The organism is Streptomyces caeni, assembly GCF_042678285.1.
GTDB lineage: Bacteria > Actinomycetota > Actinomycetes > Streptomycetales > Streptomycetaceae > Streptomyces > Streptomyces caeni.
Genome location: NZ_JBHUDX010000011.1, coordinates 43996 through 70021, shown reverse-complemented (window position 1 = coordinate 70021; position 26026 = coordinate 43996). Strand labels below are relative to the sequence as shown.

General features: G+C 70.9%; 24 protein-coding genes and 5 pseudogenes. 12 read left to right on the top strand and 17 right to left on the bottom strand.

Going from position 1 to position 26026, the window contains the following annotated elements; all coding sequences use genetic code 11:
* Positions 1-12: 12 nt before the first annotated feature.
* Complete coding sequence (locus tag ACFSL4_RS04525) at positions 13-255, top strand: thioredoxin family protein (RefSeq protein ID WP_381078744.1); 243 nt, start codon at positions 13-15, stop codon at positions 253-255.
* Here ACFSL4_RS04525 and ACFSL4_RS04520 read toward each other — a convergent pair.
* Both ACFSL4_RS04520 and ACFSL4_RS04515 read right to left on the bottom strand, forming a co-directional pair.
* Positions 144-503: pseudogene (locus ACFSL4_RS04520) on the bottom strand (hypothetical protein); the annotation flags it as partial. The gene ACFSL4_RS04525 and the pseudogene ACFSL4_RS04520 overlap by 112 nt on opposite strands.
* A 46-nt stretch (positions 504-549) precedes the next feature.
* A pseudogene (locus ACFSL4_RS04515) lies at positions 550-822 on the bottom strand (universal stress protein); the annotation flags it as partial.
* Between the two features lie 664 nt (positions 823-1486).
* Between ACFSL4_RS04515 and ACFSL4_RS04510 the strand changes: the two are divergent.
* From ACFSL4_RS04510 to ACFSL4_RS04500, 3 genes are all read left to right on the top strand, one after another.
* The gene (locus tag ACFSL4_RS04510; RefSeq protein WP_381078742.1) at positions 1487-3712 is read left to right on the top strand and encodes an MMPL family transporter; all 2226 of its coding nucleotides are present in this window, start codon (positions 1487-1489) and stop codon (positions 3710-3712) included.
* Positions 3713-4081: 369 nt separating this feature from the next.
* Positions 4082-4570: a DUF2231 domain-containing protein gene (locus ACFSL4_RS04505; RefSeq protein ID WP_381078740.1), complete on the top strand. Its 489-nt coding sequence runs from the start codon at positions 4082-4084 to the stop codon at positions 4568-4570.
* 107 nt (positions 4571-4677) lie between these two features.
* Positions 4678-6285 carry an FAD-dependent monooxygenase gene (locus ACFSL4_RS04500; protein WP_381078738.1) on the top strand — a complete coding sequence of 536 codons (1608 nt, stop codon included), beginning with the start codon at positions 4678-4680 and terminating at the stop codon, positions 6283-6285.
* 136 nt (positions 6286-6421) lie between these two features.
* Here ACFSL4_RS04500 and ACFSL4_RS04495 read toward each other — a convergent pair.
* Both ACFSL4_RS04495 and ACFSL4_RS04490 read right to left on the bottom strand, forming a co-directional pair.
* Positions 6422-6502 (bottom strand): annotated as a pseudogene (locus ACFSL4_RS04495) (TetR/AcrR family transcriptional regulator); the annotation flags it as partial.
* A 104-nt stretch (positions 6503-6606) separates the two neighbouring features.
* Entirely contained in the window at positions 6607-6933 is a 327-nt protein-coding gene (locus ACFSL4_RS04490) for a hypothetical protein (protein ID WP_381078736.1), read from the bottom strand.
* 117 nt (positions 6934-7050) lie between these two features.
* Between ACFSL4_RS04490 and ACFSL4_RS04485 the strand changes: the two genes are divergently transcribed.
* The 3 genes from ACFSL4_RS04485 (at position 7051) to ACFSL4_RS04475 (ending at position 9589) form a co-directional block, all read left to right on the top strand.
* Positions 7051-8571 (top strand): MFS transporter, encoded by a 1521-nt coding sequence (locus ACFSL4_RS04485; RefSeq protein ID WP_381078734.1) that lies wholly within the window; start codon positions 7051-7053, stop codon positions 8569-8571.
* A gap of 88 nt (positions 8572-8659) precedes the next feature.
* Entirely contained in the window at positions 8660-9019 is a 360-nt protein-coding gene (locus ACFSL4_RS04480; protein WP_381078732.1) for a cupin domain-containing protein, read from the top strand.
* 300 nt (positions 9020-9319) lie between these two features.
* Positions 9320-9589 carry a hypothetical protein gene (locus tag ACFSL4_RS04475; RefSeq protein WP_381078730.1) on the top strand — a complete coding sequence of 90 codons (270 nt, stop codon included), beginning with the start codon at positions 9320-9322 and terminating at the stop codon, positions 9587-9589.
* 7 nt (positions 9590-9596) lie between these two features.
* On the opposite strand, the gene ACFSL4_RS04470 is transcribed toward ACFSL4_RS04475, so the two are convergent.
* Positions 9597-9755 (bottom strand): hypothetical protein, encoded by a 159-nt coding sequence (locus ACFSL4_RS04470; RefSeq protein WP_381078927.1) that lies wholly within the window; start codon positions 9753-9755, stop codon positions 9597-9599.
* Between the two features lie 214 nt (positions 9756-9969).
* Here ACFSL4_RS04470 and ACFSL4_RS04465 point away from each other — a divergent pair.
* Positions 9970-10071: pseudogene (locus ACFSL4_RS04465) on the top strand (NPCBM/NEW2 domain-containing protein); the annotation flags it as partial.
* 117 nt (positions 10072-10188) lie between these two features.
* On the opposite strand, the gene ACFSL4_RS04460 reads toward ACFSL4_RS04465, so the two are convergent.
* From ACFSL4_RS04460 to ACFSL4_RS04420, 9 genes are all read right to left on the bottom strand, one after another.
* Positions 10189-11286: a vWA domain-containing protein gene (locus ACFSL4_RS04460; RefSeq protein WP_381078728.1), complete on the bottom strand. Its 1098-nt coding sequence runs from the start codon at positions 11284-11286 to the stop codon at positions 10189-10191.
* 860 nt (positions 11287-12146) lie between these two features.
* Positions 12147-13568 carry an NADH-quinone oxidoreductase subunit N gene (locus ACFSL4_RS04455; protein ID WP_381078726.1) on the bottom strand — a complete coding sequence of 474 codons (1422 nt, stop codon included), beginning with the start codon at positions 13566-13568 and terminating at the stop codon, positions 12147-12149.
* Positions 13565-15070, bottom strand: a complete 1506-nt coding sequence (locus ACFSL4_RS04450; RefSeq protein WP_381078724.1) for a complex I subunit 4 family protein — start codon at positions 15068-15070, stop codon at positions 13565-13567. Before ACFSL4_RS04450 ends, ACFSL4_RS04455 begins: the two co-directional genes overlap by 4 nt.
* A gap of 5 nt (positions 15071-15075) precedes the next feature.
* Positions 15076-16950, bottom strand: a complete 1875-nt coding sequence (locus tag ACFSL4_RS04445) for a proton-conducting transporter transmembrane domain-containing protein (RefSeq protein WP_381078722.1) — start codon at positions 16948-16950, stop codon at positions 15076-15078.
* Entirely contained in the window at positions 16947-17252 is a 306-nt protein-coding gene (locus ACFSL4_RS04440; RefSeq protein WP_381078720.1) for an NADH-quinone oxidoreductase subunit NuoK, read from the bottom strand. The genes ACFSL4_RS04445 and ACFSL4_RS04440 overlap by 4 nt, the downstream gene beginning before the upstream one ends.
* Entirely contained in the window at positions 17249-17818 is a 570-nt protein-coding gene (locus tag ACFSL4_RS04435; protein ID WP_381078718.1) for an NADH-quinone oxidoreductase subunit J, read from the bottom strand. The genes ACFSL4_RS04440 and ACFSL4_RS04435 overlap by 4 nt, the downstream gene beginning before the upstream one ends.
* A gap of 33 nt (positions 17819-17851) precedes the next feature.
* Entirely contained in the window at positions 17852-18781 is a 930-nt protein-coding gene (locus ACFSL4_RS04430) for an NADH-quinone oxidoreductase subunit H (protein WP_381078716.1), read from the bottom strand.
* The gene (locus ACFSL4_RS04425; protein WP_381078714.1) at positions 18774-20087 is read right to left on the bottom strand and encodes a hypothetical protein; all 1314 of its coding nucleotides are present in this window, start codon (positions 20085-20087) and stop codon (positions 18774-18776) included. Before ACFSL4_RS04425 ends, ACFSL4_RS04430 begins: the two co-directional genes overlap by 8 nt.
* Complete coding sequence (locus ACFSL4_RS04420) at positions 20084-20434, bottom strand: NADH-quinone oxidoreductase subunit A (RefSeq protein ID WP_381078712.1); 351 nt, start codon at positions 20432-20434, stop codon at positions 20084-20086. Before ACFSL4_RS04420 ends, ACFSL4_RS04425 begins: the two co-directional genes overlap by 4 nt.
* Before the next feature lie 634 nt (positions 20435-21068).
* Between ACFSL4_RS04420 and ACFSL4_RS04415 the strand changes: the two genes are divergently transcribed.
* The 4 genes and pseudogenes from ACFSL4_RS04415 to ACFSL4_RS04400 all read left to right on the top strand — a co-directional run.
* Complete coding sequence (locus tag ACFSL4_RS04415; RefSeq protein ID WP_381078710.1) at positions 21069-21713, top strand: transposase; 645 nt, start codon at positions 21069-21071, stop codon at positions 21711-21713.
* 240 nt (positions 21714-21953) lie between these two features.
* Positions 21954-22235, top strand: a complete 282-nt coding sequence (locus ACFSL4_RS04410; protein ID WP_381078708.1) for a hypothetical protein — start codon at positions 21954-21956, stop codon at positions 22233-22235.
* A 61-nt stretch (positions 22236-22296) separates the two neighbouring features.
* The gene (locus tag ACFSL4_RS04405; RefSeq protein WP_381078706.1) at positions 22297-22977 is read left to right on the top strand and encodes a DUF1295 domain-containing protein; all 681 of its coding nucleotides are present in this window, start codon (positions 22297-22299) and stop codon (positions 22975-22977) included.
* A gap of 76 nt (positions 22978-23053) precedes the next feature.
* Positions 23054-23538 (top strand): annotated as a pseudogene (locus ACFSL4_RS04400) (lysophospholipid acyltransferase family protein); the annotation flags it as partial.
* A 141-nt stretch (positions 23539-23679) separates the two neighbouring features.
* Here ACFSL4_RS04400 and hpnR read toward each other — a convergent pair.
* The 3 genes from hpnR to ACFSL4_RS04385 all read right to left on the bottom strand — a co-directional run bounded on the left by hpnR (position 23680) and on the right by ACFSL4_RS04385 (position 25741).
* Entirely contained in the window at positions 23680-25215 is a 1536-nt protein-coding gene (gene hpnR / locus ACFSL4_RS04395) for a hopanoid C-3 methylase HpnR (protein ID WP_381078702.1), read from the bottom strand.
* Positions 25216-25280: 65 nt separating this feature from the next.
* A complete protein-coding gene (locus ACFSL4_RS04390; RefSeq protein ID WP_381078700.1) occupies positions 25281-25436 on the bottom strand; it encodes a hypothetical protein in 156 nt (51 codons plus the stop codon).
* Positions 25437-25501: 65 nt separating this feature from the next.
* Positions 25502-25741, bottom strand: coding sequence for an MnhB domain-containing protein (locus tag ACFSL4_RS04385; protein WP_381078698.1), 240 nt, complete (start codon positions 25739-25741; stop codon positions 25502-25504).
* Positions 25742-26026: the final 285 nt, after the last annotated feature.

Genomic DNA, 26026 nt, shown 5'->3' with positions numbered 1-26026 from the left:
AGGAAATCTCTCGTGATCATCAAGGTTCTCGGCCCCGGCTGCGCCAACTGCCACGCTCTCGAGCGCATCACCCGCGAGGCCCTCGACGCCCTCGGTCTGGACGCCACGGTCGAGAAGGTCACCGACTACCCCACCATCGTCGGTTACGGCATCATGAGCACTCCCGGCCTGGTGGTCGACGAGAAGGTCCTCGTCTCCGGCCGCGTCCCCGCCGCCGCCGAGGTGCGCGAACTCCTCGCCGCCGCCAACCGCTGAGCGCCGCCCCGCCCGGCACAGCCGCGCCGTGGGGCGGTGGCGGAGGAACTCCCCGCTGTCGCACTGCCGCAGGGCTCCGTCAGCACCCTCACATCCGATCCGTGAGGAGCCTTCAGGGGCCCGCAGTGCGGTGTTCCCGAGGGCCGGCCCATCCCGCGTACGATCACCACAGGACAGTGCACATGGCCGGCGACGCGTTGGCCCACCGGGCCCAGGACCGTCCCCGCGACGCCACCATGACCGCGCGAACCCGCGACCGTGACCGCGTGAACCCGCCACGACCAGGTCGGCGCCCGCGGACGTGTCGATCAGAACAGCGGCGTGACGGCCTTTGACGGCCTTGGTGTCAACGCCGGCAGGTACGTCACCCGGAGTCAGAACGGCGACAGCCTCTTCGAGGACCGATCTGGCGTGACGTTCGAATTCCTTGTCATGTGCGGGTGGGACCGGGCCCGGCGAGCCGCCCTGCCGGACACTGATGACCTCCAGGCGGGCGCCGCGCGGGCGTGCCCCCTCGGCCGCCCACCCCCGCGCCACCTCGGAAGCGGCGGAACCGTCGACACCCACAACGACGCTGGCCCCTGCCGCCACCGCTGTGGACTGCGGTCATGACGGGCCCTATCGAGGCGGGCGGCCGCAGCGGACGGCGCCCCGGGGCACTGCGCGGGACGGGGCATCACGCTGCGCCTCCCGGCGGGTCAGCCTCATGCGGCGGTTCGCCGCCCGCCGCCGCAACCTGCACAGGGCCTTCCATCGAGTCGGTGACGACCCGGTCGGCCGGCAGGAGGCATCACACGGAGATGTGGTGCCACGCACGGCCTCACCCGAGAGATGCGGCGGCGCCCCAGGCGCCCGCCGACTGTCTCGTCAGCTATTTCATCAGCCGCCGTGGACGGCGAACGGTTCCGGGCGGAGGAGCGGGCCTGGACATCGCACGTCAAGATCGACGGCAGGGACGCCCCGTTGAGGAAGCGGCGGCGGGCGACGTCGCGAATCCGGGTGCGGGTCTCGGGCTCCTCGGTCCCGCTGCCCCGCACCCCGGAATTCATCACGGTTGAGATCATAGGGGCGGCCACACGAGTCTGTGCTCGTACTTGCTCCCCCAGCGGGACCGTTCCCTGCGCCTTCCGGCCCGCAACCGCCTGTCCTGAGAGCTCCTGGCCAAGCCGTCTGCCGGGGATGCGCTGCGGCGACAGGGCAGGCCCCGCTGGTCCTGACGATGGAGGCTGGCGTGCTCTCTGCCCTGGCTCGCTTTTCGGTGCGGCACCGATGGTGGGTGATCGCCGTCTGGCTGCTGGCCGTGATGGGATCGGCCCTCGCCGCGCATACGGCCGGCGGTTCGTTCAACAACGATCTCACACTGAAGAACACCGACTCCCAGGCCGCCTACGACACCTTGCGCGAGCGGTATCCGGAGCTGTCCGGGGACGGGATGCAGGTGGTGATCCACAGTGACTCGGGCGTGACCTCGGCGAAGGTGAGGGCGGCCGTCACGGACGCCGTCACCGCGGTGCGTGACTCGAAGGACGTGGCGGTGGTCCAGTCGCCGTACGGGCCGGGGCCGTCCATGGTGTCCGACGACACGCGCACCGCCATCGCGACCGTCCAGTTCACCGAGCGGGCCAAGGACGTCGCCAAGGAGTCGGTGGAGGCCGCGCAGAAGGCGTTCGCCCCGGTGCGGAAGGCGGGCGCGCAGGTCGAGTACGGCGGCGCGGTGCTCCAGGGCGAGCACGGCCCGTCGGGGAGCGAGGCGATCGGCCTGGCTGCCGCGGTCCTGGTCCTGCTGGTGGCCTTCGGGTCGGTCTTCGCCATGGTGGTGCCGCTGCTGACCGCCCTGTTCGCGCTTGCTCTGGGAATGTCGGTCCTCGACGTGGTCGCCGGGGTGACCACGATCGGCACCTCCGGCCCGGTGGTGGCGGCCATGATCGCTCTCGGTGTGGGGATCGACTATGCGCTGCTGGTGGTCACACGGCACCGGGAGGGCATGCACGCAGGGCACTCCCCCGAGGAGTCGATCCCGATCGCGCTGTCGACTGCGGGCCGCTCGGTACTGGTGGCGGGCGCCACGGTGATCGCGGCGATCCTGAGCCTGTACCTCATCGGCATTCCCTTCGTCTCCGCCCTCGGTCTGGCGAGCGCCATCACGGTGGCTGCCACCCTGCTGGCGGCGATCACCCTGCTGCCGGCCGTGCTGGCCGTCTTCGGCGCCAGGCTGGACCGCTTCCGCGTACGGCGGCTGCGGTTCGACCACGGCGCGGGCCGGGTCAGCGGCTGGCACCGCTGGACCGGCCTCGTCCAGCGACGCCCCTGGCCCTATCTCCTCGCGTCCGCCGCCGTCCTGATCGCCATGGCCCTCCCGCTGTTCTCGCTGCGTCTGGGTACGGCCGACAACGGGTCGGCGCCCAAGGACAGCACGGAGCGCCGGGCGTACGAACTGGTCGCGAAGGGCTTCGGCTCGGGCTGGACCGGCCCTTTGGTGGTGACCGCGCAGTTCGGGGACGAGGAGCCGAAAGCAGGGGTGAAGCGGCAGGCAGCCGCGCTGCGTACCGAGCTGGAGAACGCCGAAGGGGTGCAGGAAGTACGGCCGCCGCGGCTGGATGGGACCGGGACCACTGCCGTCTACACCGTGGTGCCCAAGGGTTCGCCGGATGACAGGTCCACCGAGCAGTTGGTGCACCGGCTGCGGGAGGATGTGCTCCCCGCGGCCGCGCCCCGCGCCGAGGCGCACGTCGGCGGTTCCACCGCCACCGCCATCGACCTTGCCGACCGGCTCGGCAGCCAGATGGCCTGGTTCATCGCCTTCGTCGTGGGGCTGAGCTTCCTGCTGCTCACGGTGGAGTTCCGCTCGCTCGTCGTGCCTCTCAAGGCCGCGGTGATGAACCTGCTCTCTGTGGGAGCGGCGTACGGCGTGGTGGTCGCGGTCTTCCAGTGGGGCTGGGGTGCGGGGCTGCTGGGCGCCGAGGCCGGGCCGGTGGAGTCGTTCGCGCCGGTCATGCTGTTCGCCGTCCTGTTCGGGCTGTCCATGGACTACGAGGTGTTCCTGCTCAGCCGGGTGCGGGAGGAGTATCTGCGGTCGGGGGAAACCGGCGCCTCCGTGCGCAACGGCATCGCGGCGACCGCCCGCATCATCACCGCCGCCGCGTCGGTGATGGTCGTGGTGTTCGGCAGCTTCCAGCTGAACGACCAGCGGACCGTCAACCTCTTCGGCTTCGGCCTGGCCGTCGCGATTGCCATCGACGCCACGCTGGTCCGGCTCGTCCTGGTCCCCTCCGTCATGGCGATCCTCGGCAAGAGCGCCTGGTGGATGCCGCGACTGCTGCAGCGGTTCCTGCCGCATCTGCCGGGCGAGGCGGCTGCGGGCGGAACGCCGCATCTGCCTCTTCGTGTCGCGGACGATGAATCGCCATTGACCGAAGACCGGGGGCGAAGCGAGCAGGCTTCGCAGCCGCAGGGCTGACGGATGCCTCAACCACACCTGTGACACATGGAGTTGTTGCGCCGCCCGGGAGGCCGGCCCTCCCCGGACATCTCCCGGGCGGGACGCGACGACGGCCCATCGCGGGGTCGACGGACGGCGGCTCCACCGGCGACCGGTGCCGTGCCGAGGAGTGAGTGGTGCCCAGCGACACCCGCCCGTGTCACCGGGCGGCGCCGAACGCGAACACCGGGCGCTGCCGGCCTCCGCCGCAGATGCCCCGTTCCCGATCCACCGCCGCCGGTGGGCCCTCGTCGTCGCACCACCACCGTCATCGACAGCCCGACGCCACCCCGGTCACCGGCCGGATCCCGCTCTCTGCCACGACTCACCGAACCCACGGAGGACTCGTTGCTCGACACGCTCTTCGGTCTGCCCGCCCACCCCCTGATCGTCCACGCCACCGTGGTCGCTGTGCCCGCCGCCGCCCTGACCGTCGCGCTGGCCGCGCTGTGGCCGCGCTTCCGGGCGCGAACAGGGGCGCTGCCCCTCCTGCTGAGCCTCACGGCCCTGATCCTGGTTCCCCTCACCGTCAAGTCCGGCGAGTCACTCGCGCAGCGCGTACACCAGACCGGTCTGGTGCGGCGGCACACCGACCTCGGGCACGGTCTGCTCCCGTGGACGATCGTCCTCACCGTAGGCGCTTCCGCCCTGTTCTGGCTGGCCCGGTGGGAAGCCCGTCCCCGGAGCACGGAACGGACCGCCGTCGCCCGCCCCTTCGCCGTGGTGCTCGTCCTCCTCGCGCTGACGGGTGTGACCGGCAGCAGCGTCCAGATCGCCCGGATCGGCCACAGCGGCGCCGATGCCGCCTGGACGAAACCGTCGACCGGTAGAGGCTGACGTTCAAATACCCCCGGATGAGCGCGTTTTACCGCAGACATCAAGAAATCTCATGACCTACGGCGAATATCGGCAAGACCAACCCATGCGAGGAGACGACCGTGTCCATGGAACCCACTCATGAGTACGACATCCCGGGCGTTGCGGAGGCGGAGCCGGGCGGGGAGCGCCGGACCGACCTCGACGTCCTGGTCATCGGCGCCGGCCCCACGGGCTTGACCGCCGCCTGCGAGGCCGTACGCCACGGCCTGACCGTGCGTATCGTCGACCGCAAGCCGTGCCGCTCCACCTTCTCCAAGGCGCTGGTCGCCCATGCCCGCACCATGGAGATCTTCGAAACCATGGGCGTGGCCGACCGGATCCTGGCCGAAGGCACCCGCTTCAGGGCACTCAACCTGCACACCGCGCGCCGCGGCCCGGTACGAGTCGATCTACTCGGCCTGCCCTGGGGCGACACCGCCTATCCCTTCTGGCTGTCGATCCCCCAGTACGCCACCGAACGCGTCCTCGAAACGCACCTCACCCAAGGGGGCGGCAGGATCGAGTGGGGAGTGGCCCTCAAGGAACTCCACGACGACGGCAGTCGTGTGCACGCCACGCTGGAACATGCGACCGGCAGACGTGAGGTGGTGCGCGCGCGGTGGCTGGTCGGCTGCGACGGGGGGCGCAGCCGCGTCCGGGACGCGGTCGGCCTGCGCCTGGACCGCTCGGACACCGGAGCGACATTCGTCCTGGCCGACGTCAAGACCACGTCGGCGCTCACCGAGGACGAGGGGCATGTCCATCTCGCGCCGGAGGGCCTGCTGCTCATCGTGCCGATGCCGGAGCCCCGCCGGTGGCGCATCATCGCGCACGTCCCCCGGGCGGGGAAGGATGCGCCCCCGCTCATCGACGAAGCCTTCCTCGACGACCTGATCCAACGACGGTCGGGGATCGCGTTCGGCAGTCACGACGTGACCTGGACATCGGAATTCCAGCTCAGCCAGGGCCTTGCCGACCACTATCGCCGGGGACGGATCTTCCTTGCCGGCGACGCCGCCCACATCCACAGCCCCGTCGGCGGCCAGGGACTCAACACCGGGGTGCAGGACGCCCACAACCTGATGTGGAAGCTCGCTGTCGCCGGGCGGGCGGACAGCGACGCGACCGACGGGCTGCTCGACAGCTATGAAGCCGAACGGCGGCCGGTCGCCCACGCGATGGTGCGCGGTACGGCCCGTGCGACCAGCGCACTCACCACGCGCAAGGGCCTGTCCCGCGCCCTGCTCGGCATCGTCGCGCCGACGGTCCTGTCCCGTCGCCCCGTGCAGGCGCGGTTGGGACGTGGTGTCGGCATGCTCGACATCGCCTACGACCTCGGGTCACCGGCCGCAGGCACGGACGGCACTCCCTTCGCGGTCGGCCGCCGCATGCCCAACCCCCGGCTGCGCAGCGGCGGACGGCTCCATCAGCGGCTCGCTCCCCTCGGTTTCTCGTGGGTCGCGCGGGGACGCGCGGGCGAGGCACATCCGGATTCCGGCGACCCGCGGTGGGCGGGAATCCCCGTGCTCTTCCTCACCGACGAGGACCTCGTCGACCTGCCCGGGCCGGCCGGGGCAGCCTCTGTTGTACTCGTCCGCCCCGACCGCCATATAGCAGCCACCGGCCGGACCCCGGCATCCGTTCTCTCGGCGGCGCAGACCTCGGTACTGCTGTGTGCGGCCCTCTCCGGCTGACGGACGAGGAGACCGGCCGGGGTCCCGTCTTGTTCGACCTTGTTCGACAACGATGGCCCGGTTGTTCGACAGCGATGGCCCGGCATTCCTTCAGCCGGGCCGCCAGGCCGGCCGGCAACCCGGCCAGGGGGCCGTGGATCCGGACTATTTCATCAGCCGCCGTAGAGGCCAACGGTTCCCGGCGGAGGATGTAGCGGGTGACGACGAGGCCGGCGATGTGTGCTCAGAACCCGCCGGCGCGTTCGCGGGCGCCCCTGCCGCCGATCCGGGCGGCCGTCTCGTCGAGGATTTCCGGCTCCGCCATCTCCCTCACCAGGGCGGTCACGGCCTGGTCGTGCGTGGCGCCGGCCACAGAGCGAGCAGGTCGCACAGGATCCGCTGGGGGAAAGTGGCCGGTTCGCCTTCCGCAGCGCGGGCGAGGGGCTCGGCGGGGTTGACGGCCGGGGTCGGGGCCGCGCCGGTCAGGTCCTTCCCGGAGCCGAAGCAGTAGCCGACCGGAGCGACGCCCACACCCGCCTCGGCGGCACCGGCAGGCAGGGTGACGGCCTGGTGTCCGCCGGGGAGGAAGCGGCAGCGGGCGACATCGAAGATCTGTGCGCGCGTATCGCGCTTCCCGGCCCTTGTGCCCCGCACCCGGGAATTCATCATGGTTGATATTTTCTGGGCGGCCACACGAGGCTGTGCCGGTACCCGCCCCCGAACGAAGGGCCGACTCCCTTGCTTGCCGACCCGCGACCGACCGTCGCCGAGTCTCCTGGCCGAGCCGTGCGCCAGGGTGCCGTTCTGGCGATCACCTGTCTCGCGCTGGCGACCGTGGTCGCCGCGATGGCATCGCTCAATGTGGCGCTGCCCGACATCGCACGCCATACCCACGCGGACCAGACCCAGCAGTCCTGGATCATCGACGCCTACAGTCTGGTGTTCGCCTCCATGCTCCTGCCGGCCGGGGCGCTCGGGGACCGGTTCGGCCGGCGCCGCGCGCTCGTCGTCGGCCTGGTCGTCTACGGGGCCGGATCCGCCCTGGCGGCCCTGACCAGCGACCCGAACATGCTGATCGCGCTGCGCGCGGTGCTGGGTGTGGGCGCCGCCCTGATCATGCCGGCCACCCTGTCGACGATCACCAGCAGCTTCCCGCGTGCCCAGCGGGCCCGGGCGGTCAGCATCTGGGCGGCGGTCGCCGGTGCCAGCGGGGTACTGGGCCTGCTGGCCTCCGGGCTGCTCCTGGAGTGGTGGTCCTGGCCGTCGGTGTTCTGGTTCAACGTGGTCCTCGCCTCGGTCGCGCTGGCCGGCACGGCGGTCTTCGTGCCGGAGTCGGCCGATGCCCGCCCGGCACCACTGGATGTGACCGGAGCGTTGCTGGCGGCGGCCGGCATCGCCGGGCTGGTCTATGCGGTGATCGAGGCCCCGGTGAACGGCTGGAGCGACCCCGTCACTCTCGGCGGCATCGCGCTCGGCCTGCTCGTCCTTGCCGGGTTCGTCGCTTACGAGCTGCGCCGTCGGCATCCGCTGCTCGATCCGCGGATCTTCCGCAACCGCCGTTTCGCGGCCGGCTCGCTGTCCATCGCTCTGCAGTTCTTCGCCCTGTTCGGCTTCATGTTCGTGGTGATGCAGTACCTGCAGCTCGTCCGCGGGGACAGCGCGCTCACCGCCGCCCTCAGCCTGCTCGCGATGCCCATCGGCATGATCCCCGCTTCTCGGCTCAGCCCGCTGCTGACCACACGCCTGGGCGTCCGCGGCCCCTGGGTCGCCGGGCTGCTCATGCTCGCCGCCGGCCTGGCCGTCCTGGCCCGTCTGGACGGCGCCAGCCCGTACGGGCAGATCGCTGCCGGCCTGATCCCGCTCGGCGCCGGGCTGGGCCTTGCGATGCCCCCGGCCACCACCGCCATCACCGACGCCCTGCCCAAGGAGCTGCAGAACGTGGGATCCGCCGTCAACGACCTGGCGCGGGAACTCGGCGGAGCGCTGGGCATCGCGGTTCTCGGCAGCATCCTGACCGCTGTCTACCGCGACAACCTGCACATGACCCACGTCCCGTCCCGAGTCGCCGAGGCGGCCCATTCCTCACTGGCGGGTGCCGCCGCGGTGGGCGGCCCGGTCCTGCGGCAGGCTCAGGACGCGTTCGTCACCGGGCTGCACGCCGCCCTGTTCGGCGGCGCGATCACCGCCGGGGCCACGGCCGTCGCGGTGGCCATTCTGCTCGGCCGTCGCCGCACCCCCGCCGACAAGGCGGCTCGACGCGCCCCTGCCGATCCGATGACGCACAGTGGGCGGGAGAGGACGCCGTGAGGGATGACCGCCCACCCGGCACCGACACCGCCGCACACCCCCCAAGATTCCGGGACAGCCTTGCGCTGAGACACCAGAGGGAGCTCGCATGACCACCTCAGCCCACAGCCCTGCGGACGAGGCCGCGGACGTCGTGGCACTGGACGTCCTCGCAGAGCAGTTGCTGATCGAGGCCGCGGCGTCGCCCGCGGGCCGGGCAGCCCGGACGGTGGCCGCCCTGCCCGGTCTGCGGACCACCCTGATAGCCCTCACCGCCGGACAGGAACTCGCCGAACACCAGGCACCCGGCGCCGCCCTGCTCACCTGTCTGGCGGGCCGGGTGCGGCTGGCCACCACCGAACGGGAATGGTCCCTGCACCGGCACACCCTCGTCCCCATCCCCCCCGAGCGCCACCGGCTCGTCGCCGACGCCCCAGCCGTGGTGATGCTCACCGTGCGGCTCGACTGAGCCACGAGAAGGCCCCGCCGCCCGAGGGATCCCTCCCGCCTCGCCCCGTCCGCACAGGCCACGTCACCGCTTGCAGCGGGCCATCGTCCGGGCAACCTGTCCGGGCGCGTACCAGCCCTGAAAGAAAGGCATATGGCCAACACACGATCCCCTGCCCGCGCACGCGCGAGGCGCCCGGCCGCCGGGCGCGTGCAACCGCTCGACAACGGATTCGTACGGCGCCGCCGGAAAGCGTTGACCGTTCTCGGTGCGAGCCTTGCAGCGGCGTTGTTCTTCTTCGCCGGCGTGGGAGTTGCGGCGATGGTGATCACGCAGCAGTTGAAGTCCGACATCGGCAAGCTCGCCGCCGGCTTCCCGGGCGGCGCCCAGCCGCCGGGCGGAGCCGGTGGCACGCCCTTCGGCCCTCCGAGCTCCGCAGGAGCCGGCGAGGACGTCCAGGGCTGGGCAAAGGAACAGGGACTGCCCGACGGCCTGCCCGACCAGATCCTCGGCGCGCTCCACCAGCAGTACCCCGAGGGCGTGCCGGGTGAGGTGAAGGACAAGCTCAGCCAGCAGTTCGGAAGCCGGTAGGGTGCGATCAGGTCAGGACGAGCTCCGGCACGGTGACCGAGAGCGGCGGCACGGCGCTGGTGAAGGACGCTGCCACGCCGGTGACGGTGCTCGTCCTGGGCACCCACGTGCCGGGGTCCGCGAGCGTGTTGGGGGTGGTGATCAGGTCCGGCGTGCGGCTCGTCACGGACGTCGTGGTGGCGGCACCCCTCTCGGCCTCGGCGGCACCGTCCACGCCGAGGGCCCGGGCACCAACTCGCCCAGCGACGTCATGGTCTGCCTCGCCGGACAGTGCAGCAGGTTCACCGCCACCGCGGGCGTGACCACGGCGCCCCCGGCACCGTCACCTTCTCCGCCCTCCTCGACGGCAAGGTCCTCACCACCACCCCGGCCTCAGCGGCACGTCGACGCCCCTCACCACCGAGGTGCCAGTCACCGGCGGGCAGGTCCTCGGCCTGGCCGTGGGGGACGGAGGCGACGGCAACGACCACGGCGACTGGGCGAATCCCCTGCTGACCTGCGGATGGCCTCGGAGGGAACTGGTCCGCCGGGGCAGCGGCGTCCGCGGCCGGCCACCGCTCCCCGGCCGCGATCGGCGGGTGCTGAACGGGAACTCCCGGCTACAGCAGAACCAGCAGCTTCGTTCCCGGGACCAGCTTCCTGTTGACGGAGGTCGACTGGACGAACACGGTGTATGCCGCATTGCTCCCCGGCGTCACCGTCACCTCCGTCTCCGGCAGGCCCAGGAGCTGCCGCGCAGCGGGGCCCGTGAACACCTTTCCGGTCATCCGGCCGGTGGCGGGGTCCTTCTCCGCCACGGCGATCTTCTTGTTGGCCTGGATCTTCTCGCGCTTGGACAGTTCGTAGAAGGCGCAGCCGGTCTTGTACTGGTGCCCTGCGCTGGTGACGAAATCACGGATGGACGTCTGCCGGTCCACGGGGATCAGCACGTACTTGCCGATGTCGAGGGCCTGGAGGCTGGACTTCACCTCGGCCGAGCTCAGCTCCTGCCCCATCGCGAAGAGGTTCCTGGTTCCGCGCACCCCCTGCTCGCGGTCCCGCAGGAACCTGGTGGCGGCCGTCTTGACGGTGCCGATCGCCTCTTCGACGCCCTGTGCCGAGTCCGCGTCCCAGATGGAGATGTTGCCCGTCGGGAAGCCGTACTGCTGAGCGGTGCGCTTGGCCAGGGAGTTCGGCACCATGATGGCCGAGGTCCAGTGATCCGGCAGGCTGTTCATCTTGTCCGTGATTCTGCCTCGCCACTCGTCCAGGACGGCGCGGCCGCCGGGAAGGGTGTCGTGGCGCGCGCCCGTCCTGTCGGCTCCGGAGGCATTCTCCTCGCCATCGGTGACGACGACCTGGAGGAAGCTGTGCTCGCCGTACTCCTCCCATATGTTGCCGAGGTCGTCGAGCGCCTTCAGCGATGCCTGGATCAACGCGGTCGCGCCGTTCTCGACCGTGTACAGGCCGCGCATGGACGGAAGATGCTTGACGTCCATGTCCCACACCAGGTTCTCGACCAGATGGTCGAAGGCATAGAGGCTTATCCGGGTCTCATGGCCGAGCCTGTCGGACTCCTCCGCCAGTCCCTTCACGAACTCGTCCACCACACGGATGAGTTGCTCCGAGTGCCCCCTCATCGAGCCGGACTTGTCGATGACGAGAGCCACATGGTTCACAAAGTGCTTCTTGAGCCGGTCCTTCGCCGTCGCGCCCATCGCGCCGACCCCCTTCTGATCGTTCCCCGTGGCACCGCGGCAGCGCCCTGCGGAGATGCGGCTTCCCGGCCAAGACCTGCCGGCTGCCGTTCAGCCCTGTCCAAGTTGTCGAACGCCGGAGCAATCGGTGACGAACGTCGTCACGAGAGCTCCAAACGCCCTCTTCCGTCGGCAGACGCCTGTGTCCGGGATCGCGAAACCCGGCATGGGCTCTGGCCCGTCCAGATGATGGCTTCACCTTACGGAGCGGCACTGACATCGATAGCGGTACGCGGGTTGCGGTGGTGATGGCTCCGGCACTGACTGACGTCCAACGCGTGAGGTGATCTCCTATCGGTGGCCGGCTCCCGACAAGCAGGCGAGGGCCATGCAATCGCCCCGGTCCTGCCGGGCAGCCGACCGACGGGCGCTGCGCATCGGCTGGGACGTCCATCGATGGCGTCCCGCCGGGAGGTGCCCGGCCTTCAAGCCGTCCCCCCGCCCCGAACGCTCCGGCCCCGGCCAGGAGCCGACGACCACGAGGAGCGCTCGGTGAGGGCGGCCGGCAACGGCAGCGAGACGGTGCCGGCTGTCGTCGTGGCGGGCCGGCCGCACACCAACCCCGATCCTGGGTGGGTACGCGAACGGCTCTCCCGCTCCGCGTGATCGGCAGCGGTGCCCCACCGGACGCAGCGGAGCGCCCCGGGATCGGCCCGGGGCGCTGGTACGCGGCAGCCGCTTCCCGTACCGCCGTGACGCCCTCCGTACCGGGCGTCGAACAGAACCATCCTCGCGCGTCGGGCGGCAGCGGCGACAGGATCCGTCCGCCGGGTCACAGTCTCGTAAGAAGACCCGAGAGCCGTTGAACGACTCGTGGTCCGTCACGGCAGCAGGCTTCCCGTTCCGAAGGGGAGAACCATTCCGCCGGCGAGGCCGAGGGCGAGGGACAGGGTTCCGGCGGTGTAGGCGGTGGCGGCTGCCCAGCGGCCTCGGACGGCTTGGGCTTCGGCGGACGCAGGGGCGATGGTGGTGAAGAGGGGCGCCAGCCAGCGCAGGTAGTAGAAGAGGGAAGCGACGGTGTTGACGACGGCCAGGGCGGCGAGCCAGGCGTAGCCGCCGTCGACGGCAGCGCTGAAGAGCCCGAGTTTGCCGAGGAAGACACCGGTGGGCGGGGTGCCGACCAGGCCGAGCAGGCACACCACCAGGACGGCGGCAAGGCCGGGGTGGCGGCGGGCCAGGCCGCGGTAGTCGTGCAGGGTGCGCGCCCGGGGCAGTTCGGCGACGACGGCGAAGGCGCCGAGGTTGGTGGCCGTGTAGGCGGCCAGGTAGAAGAGCAGGCCTTTTTGCGCGAGGTCGGTTCGGGTCGCCACGGCGAGGGCCATGAGGAGATAACCGACCTGGCTGATGGTGGAGTAGGCCAGCAGACGTTTGACATCGGTCTGGAAGAACGCGGCCAGGTTGCCCAGCGTCATGGTCACGGCGGCGGCGACCGCCAGCAACAGTGGCCAGTTGACACTGCTGTCGGCCAGGGCTTGATGGAGCAGCCGGTAGCCGGCGACCAGCCCGCCGATCTTGGGCAGGGTGGTGACGTAGGCGGCGACCGGGGTGGGCGCGCCCTGGGTGACGTCGGGGACCCAGAAGTGGGCGGGTACGGCACCGGATTTGAACAGCAGCCCGGTCAGGACGGCCACCAGTCCGACGGCCACGAGCCCGTACGGCGCGACCGCAAGGGAGGCGTGCAGTTCCCGGTAGAGGGTGGCGTGGCCGGCACCGTAGAGGAGGGCGGTGCCGGCGAGCATGGCGACCCCGAGCAGGGCGCCCATCAGGTAGTACTTCAGGGCGGCTTCGGTGCCGGGGGCGTCCTTGGCGAAGGCCGCGAGCGCATAGGCGGGGATGCCGGAGAGCAGGTAGGCGGCGAACAGCATCAGCAGATCGTTCGCGCCGATCAGGGCCAGGGTGCCTGCGGCGGTCATCAGCAGCAGCACCCAGTACTCGGTCTCCCGTTTGTCACCGCGGACGGTTTCCACCGACATGGCGATGATCAGCAGCAGCGCGCCCAGGACGGTCAGCCGGCCGGCGCCGGTCGCGGCGTCGATCGCGAACACGTGTGAGAAGACGGTCTGTTCACGGCCGGTGGCCATGGTGTAAGCCGTCGCGACCAGTCCGATGACGCAGGCCGTGCCCGCCAGGACGGCGACGGCCCACTGACGGTGGCGCGGTAGCCATGAACCGGCGAGCAGGCCGATCACGGCCGCGCCGACCAGCGTGAGCTCCGGCAGCAGCGCGGGCAGATTCTCGTTCACCGCGCCACCAGACGAATCACGGTGCGGCCGGCGGGTTCGATGACGTCCAGCAGCCAGCGGGGGGCGACGCCGATGACCAGGGCCATGCCCAGCAGTATCACGGTGGGGACGGCCTCGCTGCGGCGCAGATCGGTGACTCCGCTGGTGGGAATGGTCTGCGGCAGACGGGGAGTGCCGAGGAACATGGCCCGCAGGGCGCGCAGGAACAGGGCGGCGGTGATGAGGATGCCGGTCAGCGCGATGGCGGTGGCGAGGGTCTGGGTGGCGAGGGAGCCGGTGAAGATCTGGAACTCGGCGATGAAGCCGGAGAAGCCGGGGATGCCGAGGCCCGCGAACGCGGCGACGACGGTGACGGCGGCGAAGCGCGGGGTGTGTGCGGCCAGTCCCGAGTAGGCGTCGATGGCGTAGGTGTGGCCACGGTCGTAGAGAATCCCGGTGAGCAGGAACAGCGCCCCGGTGATCAGGCCGTGGCTGACCATCTGGGTGACCGCGCCGGTCACCGCCAGCGAGCGGGCCTGGACGTCGCTGCCCGCGAGGGTTCCGGCGGCGCCGACGGCGAGGACGATGTAGCCCATGTGGTTGACCGACGTGTAGGCGATCATGCGTTTGAAGTCGGTCTGCGCCAGTGCCACCAACGCCCCGTAGACGACGGAGACGGCGCCGACGACCACGATGACCAGGGCGTAGTGGCGCCAGCTGCCGGGCAGCAGGGGCATGGCGATGCGGACGAACCCGTAGGCACCCATCTTCAGCAGGACTCCGGCGAGGATCGCCGAACCGGCGGCGGGGGCGTCGGTGTGGGCGGGCGGCAGCCAGGTGTGGAACGGCACCGTCGGCGTCTTGACCGCCAGTCCGACGCCGATCGCCAGCAGCACCAGGCCCGCGTACAGCCCGCGACCGGCCAGCGGGTCGGTGCGGGTCAGGTCGGTGATGTCGAAGGTGTGGGGGTCGGCTGCCAGATACAGGCCGATGAAGCCGAGCAGCAGGGCGAGGGAGCCGGTGAAGGTGTAGAGGAAGAACTTCAGCGCCGCGGCCCGGGCGCGTTCACCGTGGCCCCAGCCGGCGATGACGAAGAACATGCCGACGATGGAAAGGTCGAAGAAGACGAAGAACAGGATCAGGTCCAGGGCGACGAACAGCCCCAGGCTCACGGTCTGCAGGAAGAGGAACAGGCAGGTGTACGGGCGCACTTGCCGGGTCTCGCGCAGCGAATACACCGCGACGGCCAGGAACAGCAGGCAGACCAGGGCCACCAGAGGCAGCGAGAGCCCGTCGACGCCCACGTGGTAGCCGACCCCCGCGCTGGGGATCCAGCGCAACCGCTGCTCGTACTGCATGCCGCCACCGGCATCGAAACCGGCCCACAGGACGAGGACCAGGGCCAGGTCGGCGGCAGCGGCAACGATCCATCCCCACACATACGTCCGGCCGGGCAGCGTGCGCGGCATCAGCAGCAGCACCGCACAGACCAGCAGCGGCAGGAAGGTGACGACGCTCAGCACGGGCATTACCTCACCAGCAGGATGATCAGGATCAGCATGGCGAAACCGGCGGCGGCCTGGGCGTAGTACTGGTGCAAGAGCCCCGTCTGCGGGCTGCGCGCCCACCGGCCCAGCCTCCGGGCCCCGGCCGCGACGGCGCGGACGGCGGCGTCGATGCCGCCGTCGTCCACACGGCCGGCGAGCCGGGCCGCGGCCAGACCGCCACGGGCCGCGTGCCGCACCACGCCGTCGACGACCCGGTCGTCGAAGACTGCCAGCGCCCGCGCCAGCCCGAGCACGGGCCGTACTACCAGCGCATCAGCGGCCCGTTCCAGGAAGAGCCACTGCTGCGCCCAGCGCACAGTGGTGGCACGGGTCGCCGGCACGCGGCGGGCGGACCACCGCCAGGCCCCGCCTGCGGCGGCAAGCGCCACACCGGCGGACAGCGCCAGTTCCCATGCTTCAGGCGTCGGCTCGTCGGGGACGCCGACCAGGTGTTTCAGCCAGGACGCCGGGCCGGGCAGGGCGAGGACGCCCAGCACCGCCCCGGCTCCCGTGAGCGTCCACAAGGGCAGCGCAGCCGCCGGTGAGACCCGGCGGGTGCCGTGCCGCTCGGTGTCGTAACCGGCCTCCGCGTCGTCGGGCAGGGGACGGGTGACGTACCAGAGAGCCTTGATGCTGTAGACGGCCGCCACGGCCGAGGCGGCCAGTCCGACGGCGTACAGGCCGGTGTTCTCGGCCCGGGCGGCAGCCAGGACCTCGTCCTTGGCCGCCCACAGCGACAGCGGCGGCAGCCCTGCCAGCGTCAGGGCACCGACGACGAAGGCGGCGCCGACCAGCCGGTAGCGTCGGGCAGCGCCGCGCAGGGCGGGCAGTTGCTTGGTGCCGAGCGCGGTCAGCCACGCTCCTGCGGACAGGAAAAGCCCCGACTTGACGGCAGCGTGCGCGACCAGCTGGGTGACGCCTCCTGCCACGCCGCCGCTTCCGGCGGCCAGGACCATGTAGCCGGTGTGCGCGGAAGTGGAAGCCGCGAGCAGTTGCTTCACATCGGGCTGGGCGACGGCAACGGCACCCAGGGCCAGGGCGGTGAGCGCGCCGGTCCAGGCCACCAGTGGACCCGCCCAGGCGGTAGCGGCCAGCAGCGGGTGCAGCCGCAGCAGAAGGTAGGCGCCGGCGGCGACCATGGTCGCCGAATGCAGCAGTGCCGAGACCGGGCTGGGGCCCTGCATGGCCTTGGACAGCCAGAAGGAGAAGGGCAGTTGGGCGGACTTGCCCAGGGCCGCGGCCACGACTCCCGCAGCGGCCGTGTGCAGCCACGGGGAGTTCGCCTGGGGCAGCGCATCCAGACGCAGCGAGCCGATGCCGCCCGCGAGCGCGGCTCCGGCGGCGAGATACAGGCCGAGGTCGGCGGTGCGCGTGGTGAGAAAGGCGATGTCCGCCGCGCGGATCCGCTCCGGCTGCTGCCACCAGTAGCCGATCAGCGCCCAGCTGGTGGCGCCCATGACCTCCCAGGCCATCAGCAGCAGCGGCAGCGTGGTAGCCGTGACGGTCACCAGCATGGCCCCGGCGAAGATCAGCATCAGCCCGAAGAACCGGCCCCGGTTCTCGCCCGGCCCGAACTCCCCGGCGGAGAAGAGCAGTACCGCCAGGGTGACCGCGGCGACGGTGACGACCATGACCGCGGACAGCCCGTCCACGGCCAGCCCGGCCCGCATTCCGGCGAACAGCGGCGCACTCGCCTCGGGCCGCGTCACCGCGGTGGTCACGGCCAGGCCCAGGGCCGCCAGGGCCACCGCCACACCAAGGACCGGGGCCGGTCGATTGAGGCTTCTGCCCGCCAGGCCGAGGGCGGTCCCGCCTCCGAGGGGAACGGCGATGAGCAGCCAGAGCAGCACGCTCACCCCTTCAGGTCCCCGGCCATGTCGGTCGTGTCGACCTGCCGGGCCCGGTAGATGGCGGTGGTGACGGCGAAGCCCATGGCCATGTCCACCGCCATCGCCACCACCGCCGCCACGATCACCACCTGGCCGCTCGGCGCGGCCGGAGCCAGGAAGTGCCAGAAGTCGGCGCCGGCCGCGATGACTCCACCGATCATCAGCTCGATCCCCATCATGATCATGACGATGGACTGCTGGGACAACGCGCCGAACAGACCGATGCAGAACAGACCCGCGGCCACCACCAGCACCAACTCGAACGTCATCGGCCCACCCCTCCCCCGGCCGGGTCCTTCGCGGTCCGCTGGTCGAGGCCGTCACCGAAGCGGTCGTAGCGGCCCCGGTGGGTGGCCAGCACGATGGCACCGACCATGGTGGCCAGCAGCACGAACCCGAGCGTCACCATGGTCAGCATCTGCGGGCCCATCAGCGACCTGCCGACCTGGAAGGTCGTGTCCCCGGGCCGTACCCCTGCCGGCTTCGGCCACGGCACGGCGAAGATCCCGGCGGTCAGGGCGGCGAACGCCACAGCGCTGATGACCAGGGAGCCCCGCTTGTTGTGCAGCATCGACATCGGCATCAGACCGGCCGGGTTCATCATGTAGGCGATCATGAACACGGCCATGATGACCATCTCCATCACCATCATCACCACGATGACCACGCCCAGATAGGGCAGACCGAGGAGGGTCGTCACACCGCCGACGCACACCAGCGCCGCCAGCAGCGAGAAGGTGATCCGTGCCATCGAGTTCAGCGTGAACACCAACACGCCGAAGACCAGGGCGAGCACGCCCAGAAACACCAGGAGCACAGTGCCGGTCGTGCCCACCAGACGTCTCCTTCCGTTCCTACCGGTCGAGTCCTACCGGTCGAGGCCGGCCAGGGCCGGGACGAGTACCTGTGCGATCGTCAGCGGCATCAGCACCACCCACGCGAACTCCACGTACCGGTCGGCCCGGACGACCGGCAGCCGCCGCAGCACCCACACCAGCAGGGCGAGCACCAGCAGCGTCTTGACCAGCGACCACGCCCAGGCCGGCAGTCCCGGGCCTGCGCCGCCACCCAGGAACAGCGGCACGGCCATGGCGGCGCCGGAGGCCAGCCACAGCCACCGCCCGGCCTGCAGCAGCAGCCGGTCCACCCCCGATGCCTCACCCAGTACCCCGTCGGCGAGGTCACGGCCGACCGGGTAGGCGAACGGGCCCAGAAAGCTGAAGGCGAGCACCCCGGCCAGGTAGACGACGAAGGCGACCGGCATCCACACCGCGTACCACAGGCCGTGCTGGGCGGCGGCGATGTCGCCCACCCGCAACGACTGCGCCCCGGTGGCCGTGGAGACCAGCGCGAACATCAGCGGCAGCTCGTACGCCAGGCCCTGGGCCAGGAACCGGTAGCCGCCGACCAGGGAGAAGGCCGCGTCCGGGCCCCATCCGGCCAGCCACAGCCCGGCCCAGGTCAAGACCTCCATGGCGTTGAACCACACCACCCCGACCGACAGGTCGGCCACCACCGTGCTGCCGAAGGGAATCACCAGCGTGGACAGCACCGCGGCCACCGGCACGGTGATCACACCGGCCCGCCACAGCAGCACATCCGGGGCGGGCAGCCGCCGCGGCTGCGCCGACAGCGCCCGCGGCACGCCGAGAAACGGCCGCACCGCGACCGCAGGGGTGAGGGGCCGGCCCGCGTCCCGGGCATCGAGCACCGCGTCGCCGGCCACCGCCAGCACCGCCAGGGCGAGCAGCACCGCGGGGGCCGCCAGCAGCGTCCACCACGCGCCCGCCTCACCCATGAAGCCCCACCTCCCCACGGGTGACGGCGAGTTCGTCCAGGTCCGGGTCGAGGCTGGCCACGATGAGGCGGGCCGCGGCCAGCTCCGCGCCGGTCAGCAGTCCCGGCAGCAGCGCGACCAGCGCTGCTGACGGCGGCCTTTCGTCCCGCCAGCGGCCGCGGGGACTTTCGTCCACCGCCGGCTGCAGCGGCAACGGCTCCTCCAGCCGCCCCACATCACACCGGATGTCGGCGAGCCACTGCCGGTAGCGGTCGGTCACGTCCCCACCGGCCCTCGCCGCAGGCCCGCTCACCCCGGCCTCCCGCGCCTTCTCGGCGCTGATCCCGCCGATGCCGCGGGTCAGCCAGGCCAACGTCCGCGATCGGCCGACCCGGCGGGCGAAGCGGTCCAGCCGGGGCGTCACCGCCGCGCCGGAAGCACCGTTGAGCAAGTCGTCGCGCAGCCGCCGGGCCACCACCGCCTCGGCGGGCCAGCCGGCCACCGACAGCAGCCGGGCCAGACTGTCCAGATGCGCGGCCGCGCGGCACCGGACGGCTTCCCCCACCCTCACGGGTTCGCCGCGTGCCGCACGCAGCCACGGCTGCGCCCAGAAAGACACGGCCGACCTGCCACTCGGTGTGACCGGATCCTCGACCTCGGCCTGCTGGATGACGTCGCCCTGCAAGGTCAGTCTGACGGTCAGACCGGCCGGCCAGTCGACGAGCAGCGGGCCCAGCGGCACATGCAGCCGGTCCAGCATCAAACCGTCACGGTCTTCACCCCGTTCGGCCATCGGCAGCCCGCCCGGCATCTCCGTGTCCCCGCCGCCGTGCTGCGCGTCCGCACCGTGGTGACAACCGCTGTCCTCGTCGTCGTGCGCATCGCGCGGGCCGCCGGCATCGCCGCGCCCCCCGCGCTCGCCCTCACCGTGAGCGCCATCCGGGGAGTCCCGGTGGTGCGGGCCGTCGTCATCGCCGTTCCGGCCCGCCCCGGCGGTCGCCCGAGCCTTCTCCTGTTGTCCGGACCGCGAGCCGAGCTGCGCCCGCCCGGCCTCCAGCGCGGCCGCGACATCATCGGTGCCGCCCGCGTGCACGCGGGCGCGCGGCGCGGGCAGGTCCTGCCAGAGCCGGTCCACCGCCGCGTGCAGCCGAGGGCAGTGCGGTCCGGCGAGGAGGAGCAGATCGGCCTGGGCGGGAGTGGCGGCCAGCGGCCAGTCCCGCCGGCGCACGACGGCCTCGGCTTCCAGCCGGGCAGCTGTTCCGCCCGGCAGGGTGGCCAGCAGCACGCGAGGCCGGGCAGCGACAGCGCGCAGGGCAAGGCCGGTCACGTCCACCGCAGTGCGCCCTCCCGCCAGGCGTGGACGACCCCGGCGAGGAGGACCGCCAGGAAGACGAACATCTCGATCACTGCGCCGGGCCCCGTGGCGGAGATCACCCGCGTCCACGGGTACATGAAGACCATCTCCATGTCGAATGCCAGGAACAGCATCGTCACGGTGTACCAGCGCACGTGGAACCGGCTGACCGCGTGCTCGGCCGGCTCCAGCCCCGACCAGAACGGCGCGGCGGCCACCGGACGGGAGGACAAGCGCGCCGCCCAGGCCGCACCGTAGACACCGGCGACGCCCAGCGCGGCGACGCCCAGCAGCGACAGCGTCGCCGTGACACCGCTCATCCCGCGTTACCGCCCTGGCAGGCGACCGCCGGGAACCCGTGATCCCGCCCGGCCGGACGACCGGCGGGCACCGCATCCTCCCGGGCGGCGGCTGTGGTGGCCAGGACGGCCTTGGCGGTCATCGTGCTCCTCTCCGGCTACCGTGGAGCCGACCGCGTACCCCCTGGGCAGCACGCGTAACCCAAGGAGTTGACCGGCGTCCTCTCAAGGATTCCGGCCGCGGTCCCGGAAAGGCGGTGTGGCGCGCCGTGCCGGGGGGAGATTCTGCGCCGGTCGGGGGGCACGGGCTCCCTCTGCGCATGCTCCGGGAAAGGGTCTGTCAAACGAGCGGGTCCTACAAGATTTTCGTATCGGTGATCGCTTCAACTCGTCTGCACTGTCGGCCGTCTGGCGGTGGCAGGCTGGTTGTGTGTGTTGTCGTGGTGGGGGGGCCTGCTGCCACAGCCGGCCGCGGTGCAGGTCGAGCGAGTGAAGGTCAGCGGGGATCTGCTGCGGATCACGGCCCGGACCAGGGATGACGCTCCGGCAGTGTGTCCGGGGTGCGGGCAGGCGTCAGACTGGGTGCGTTCACGGTATGTGCGGCATGTCGCGGACGAGGCGGTGAGCGGCCGTGCGTTCGTGCGGCCGTGCGTTCGTGATCGACTTATCAGTGCGCCCCCTGTACTGCGAGAACCCCGGCTGCGAGAAGGTCACCTTCGCCGAGCAGGTCACCGGCCTGACGCGGCGCTATCAGCGTCGTACTCCGGCCCTGCAGACGGTGGTCGACGCGGTCGCCGTCGCGCTGGCCGGCTCGGCCGGGGCCCGGCTGCTGGGCGTACTGCACCACGTGTTGACCTGGGCGGGTGTGCTGAACTGCCCTGTGCGCATCACGCTGCCTGCCCGGCCGGTCCCGCCGGTACTGGGCATCGACGAGTTCGCCCTGTGCAGGGGGCACCGCTACGCCACGATCCTGACCGACGCCACCACCGGCGAGCGGATCGAGGTGCTGCCGGACCGGAAGATGGAGACGGTCACCGTCTGGCTGAAGGCCCACCCGGGCATCGAGGTCGTCTGCCGGGACGGGGCCGGGGCCTTCGCCCAGGCCGTCACGGACGCCGACCCCGCGATCGTGCGAGTTTGCGACCGCCGGCACCTGTGGCACGGCCTGGCCGACGCTGCGATATCAAGGAAATGGGCTACACCGGCAGCGCGAACCTCCTGGTCCGGTACATCGACCAGGGTCGGGTCGAGGCCGGCCGCGCCGGCCTCTCCCCGCGCAAGACCGCCCTCCTCCTGCTGACCGATCCCGCCCACCTGTGCAAGGACCAGCACGTGCTGCGTGACCAGTTCGCCTGAGCCTGCTCGGAGATGACGGCCCTGGCAGACGCGGCGGGCGACTTCGCCGCTCTGCTCACCCCGGCACCGGCCAACGCCGAGGCGCTGACCGGCTGGATTACCAGGGTCCGGGCCGCTGACCTGCCGTTCCTGCACGCCTACGCCAGCGGCCTCGAGCGCGGGCGGCGTCAACAAGTTCGTCCCCGTGGACGAGATGAACGCCAAGTACCCGTCCATGCGCGCCAAGCTCGTCCAGGAGGCGTCCGCCGGACCGGCCGACGGCGACGGGGGCGGCCCTCAGCGGACGGCCACCGCCGCACCGGCGCAGGGCGAGGCGGCGCGGAGCGGGTCGTCGGGGCGCGCCACCGCCCCTGGCTGGGCGGGCTCGAACGGGCGGCGGACCGCGGGGGCCGAGGAGGCGTCGCGGCCGGCCGGCAGCGAGGATGTGGCGGAACGGCCCGGCAGTCGGCGGGCCGTGACTCGCTGACACGGGTCACGGCCCGTACCTGAAGACCCATGCTGATGGACGCAGAGAGCGAGAGTGAGAGATGTACGGCCGATACGCCCCGTCGACCGGGCCCAAGCCCCTGGTGACCGCCTTCAATACGATCGCCGTGGCCGGCGCGGTGTGGTTCCTCTTCGGCGGGATGAACACCGTGGCGGACTGGTTCGGAACGGATTTCGACGAGGCCACGACCTTGCGCCGGGTCCTGCTGGCGACGTTGTCGGTGCTGTACCTGCTGCGGTTCATCGCCACGAACTTCGTGATGCTGCAGCGCAAGATGGAGCTGTCGGAGTCGGTCACCGTCGGGATCTGGGTCCTGGTGATCCACGGCACCATGGCCTACTTCGGCGGCACCAACACGGCCCACGTCAGCGTGTTCACCTGGCTCGGCGTCGTACTGTACGTCCTCGGCTCCTACCTCAACACCGGGTCGGAGTACCAGCGCAAGCTCTGGAAGAAGCGCCCGGAGAACAGGGGCAAGCTCTACACCGAGGGCCTGTTCAAGTACTCGATGCACATCAACTACTTCGGTGACGCCGTGCTGTTCTCCGGGTTCGCGCTGGTGACCGGCACACCTTGGGCATTCGCCATCCCCCTGATCATGGTGTGCATGTTCGTCTTCCTGAACATCCCCATGCTCGACAAGTACCTCGCCGAGCACTACGGCGAAGCGTTCCAGGAGTACGCGTCGAAGACGGCCAAGTTCGTGCCCTTCGTGTACTGATCCCACTCCGGTGCGGCGGCCCCTCCCTCCGGACCGCCGCCTGGGCCCGTTCCCACAGACCCGACACGAGGTATGCGTGAGCGGAGACATTCCGTTCGGGGGGAGCGAGGCGTCCCTGACCACCGAAGTGCTGCGTGAGATTCTCGCAGGCGGAGCCGACCCGTTCGCCCGGCTCACCTCCGACGAGGGCGCCGTCGACGTTTTCGGGTTCGATCCGGAACTCACCGACGACTGGCTGCTCCCCCTCCTCCGGCCGCTGTGCGAGAAATACTTCCAGGCCGACGTGGAGGGCATCGAGCAGTGCGGGCCGACGGTGGCGCGGGGTCTCGGCAAACCCTTCGAGGAGCGCTGCCGGCTGCAGCGCTTCGGCCGGGGCGGCTTCGCCGCCGTGGCACTGCGGTCGCGGCGGCCCATGGTGCCGTGCTCGATCGTCGGAGCCGAGGAGATCTATCCGGTGATCGGCACATCACCCACGCCGGCCCGGATGCTGAAGCTGCCGTACTTCCCGATCACCCCACCTTTCCGCTGCCGGGGGTGCTGGGGCTGCTCCCGCTGCCCACCAGCCGTGGTCGGGCGTTGTACCAGCGAGCTCCGTCCGGATGCCGTCGTCCGTCACGAAGCGGCGCACCGCTGGTACAGCCCCAGTCGTCCGCCACCAGGTGGCGGACAGGTTGGTGCTCACCTGCTTGCCGGGCTCCTTCGTCACGCGTCATCAGCACGGGGCGCCGGGTCGGCCGTGCTCGCCGAACCGCGAACCGAACGCCCGGAACGCCGGAAGGGGCCGGCGTGGATGTAGAGCTCACGGCGGTCGCCGATCTCGGTTTGCGGGGGAAGAGGGAGTTCGTAGCGGACGGGGCGGCTGTGATCGGCGAGTTGCCGCTGCGGGTTGTAGACGTGGTTGAACTTCCAGAGCATACGGGCGAAGTTGGTCTGCCCGCGAAGGAGGTTACGGCTGAGTGTGCGGGCAGCCGCGAAGGCGGTGCGCAGGCCCAGGTGTTTGCGGTTGATGACGGCCTGCGTACGGACGAGTTCGCGGTAGAAGACCTCCAGGGGCAGGGAGGTCGGGACAACGGCATGCTGGATGTCGAAGAGCCGGTAGTCCCGGGTGGTCAGGCGGCGGGATTCCGTGTGCCAGATCTCGGTGCCGGGATAGGGTGTCATGACCGTGAGGTGGACGATCTCCGGGACGGAGAGGGCGAACTCACGGACGACGCGGAAGCGCTCGATGTCCCAGGCGGGGTCGACGATGAGGTTGATGGCAACGCTGATGCCGAGCGATCGGGCTGTTTCGAGGGCCTTGAAGTTGTCGTCCGGGCTGACGCGTTTGCGGTAGAGGTCGAGCCCTTCGGCGTCGATGGCCTCCATGCCCAGGAACATGTAGCGCAGTCCCAGGCGGGTCCAGCGCTGGAAGACCTCGGTGTTGCGCAGGAGGACATCGCTGCGGGTTTCCAGGTAGTACTGCTTGCGCACCCGGCGGCGTTCCAGTTCGGCGGCGATCGCGTCGCCGTGCTCGGGTCGGATGAAGGCTACGTCGTCGACGATGAAGACGTTGGGTTCCTGGATGCCGGACAGTTCCTCGGCAGCGGCTTGCGGAGATGCTTTGCGGTAGCTGCGACCGTAGAACGTCCAGGCGGAGCAGAAGCTGCAGTCCCAAGGGCAGCCGCGGGTGAATTCGATCGAGGCGCAGGGGTCGAGTTCACCGATGAAGTAGCGGCGTCGGTGGCGCATGAGGTCGCGTGCGGGGCGGGGATCGTCGATGCTGTGGAGCATGCGTGGTGCAGGTCCGTGGCCCTGGGCGGTCACGATTCCGGGAACGTCCTCGACGCCGCCGTCGCGTACGGCGTCCAGCAGGAGGGTGATGGCCGGTTCGCCTTCCCCGCGCACCACTGCGTCGACCGCGCCTTGCGCCTGCTCCAGGACGTCTCGGGCGACAAAGGACACGCTGTGCCCGCCGAAGAAGACGAAGCAGTTCGGCAGGGCCCTCTTGATGCCCCGCGCGAGGTCGATGGCCTCCGGGATGTTGGCCAGGTAGTTGAGGGAGAATCCGACCGCCTCCGGGCTGAACGAACGGAGATCCTTCCGAAGGTCCCCGTGACTGAGCACCTGAAGGTCCACCACCTGCACCTGGTGCCCGGCATCACGCGCGGCGGCAGCGACCCGCTCCAGGCCGAGCGGTTCCAGACGGAGGAAGATCTCCGAGTACATCAGGGCACTGGGATGGACGAGCAGTAGACGCATGGATCACCTCGGACAACGCACAGCGCAACGGAATGCAAGGAATAACCGATCGCGTCCGTCAGGAATCATGCGTCACTCGCACGGCCCAGTGCCCCGGCAGGACTGCCGTGAGCGGTGTCCGGCAGACGAGCGCCCAGCGGGGACACGTACGAGACGGGTCGCGGCACCACGCTGACCACCACGTCGGTGAGGGTGAGTGCCCGCAGGACCGGGTCGGCCATGGGCCTGCCCCGCCGTGCGCACTGGGCGATGGGCGGCTGGCCGCCCTGCACGGAGCTGAGAGAGGTCAACGGAAAGCGGCGGGAAACGGCTGCCCGGCCACCATGGCCCCCACCCCGACAGCGATGCACCCGGCGGCTCCGGTGCCTTCCGCCGCGTCGACGAGTGAGGTGGGCGTCAGCGCCCGGTGGGCGCGGTGGCTGCCCGCGATCCAGATGAGCAGAGCGGCGGCGCGGACGACACCGTCCTGGAAACCGCCACCGGGCGTGAGGTAACCGCAGCGGGGTGTCCTGGTCGTCCCGCACACCGTTCCCACAGGCCGGCCCGCGCATCCACCGACCGCGCGGTCTGCACCGGCGCTTCGGCCGGCGGGGTGACGGTTGTCTTGCCGTGCCTGCGATCGGCAAGACGAACTCGGGACCTGGGAAACAGGTCAGGCGAACTCCGTTCCGGGCTGCTCGAAACCCCCGTGACCACACTGTCGACGCCGTTCTCGGGGGAGCACCCGCCGGGTACGGGTTCGTCGCCGCCCCAAAGGACTCGGCAGAGCCCATGCAAAGGCAGCCTGACGGCTCCGGAAGACGCTGACCAC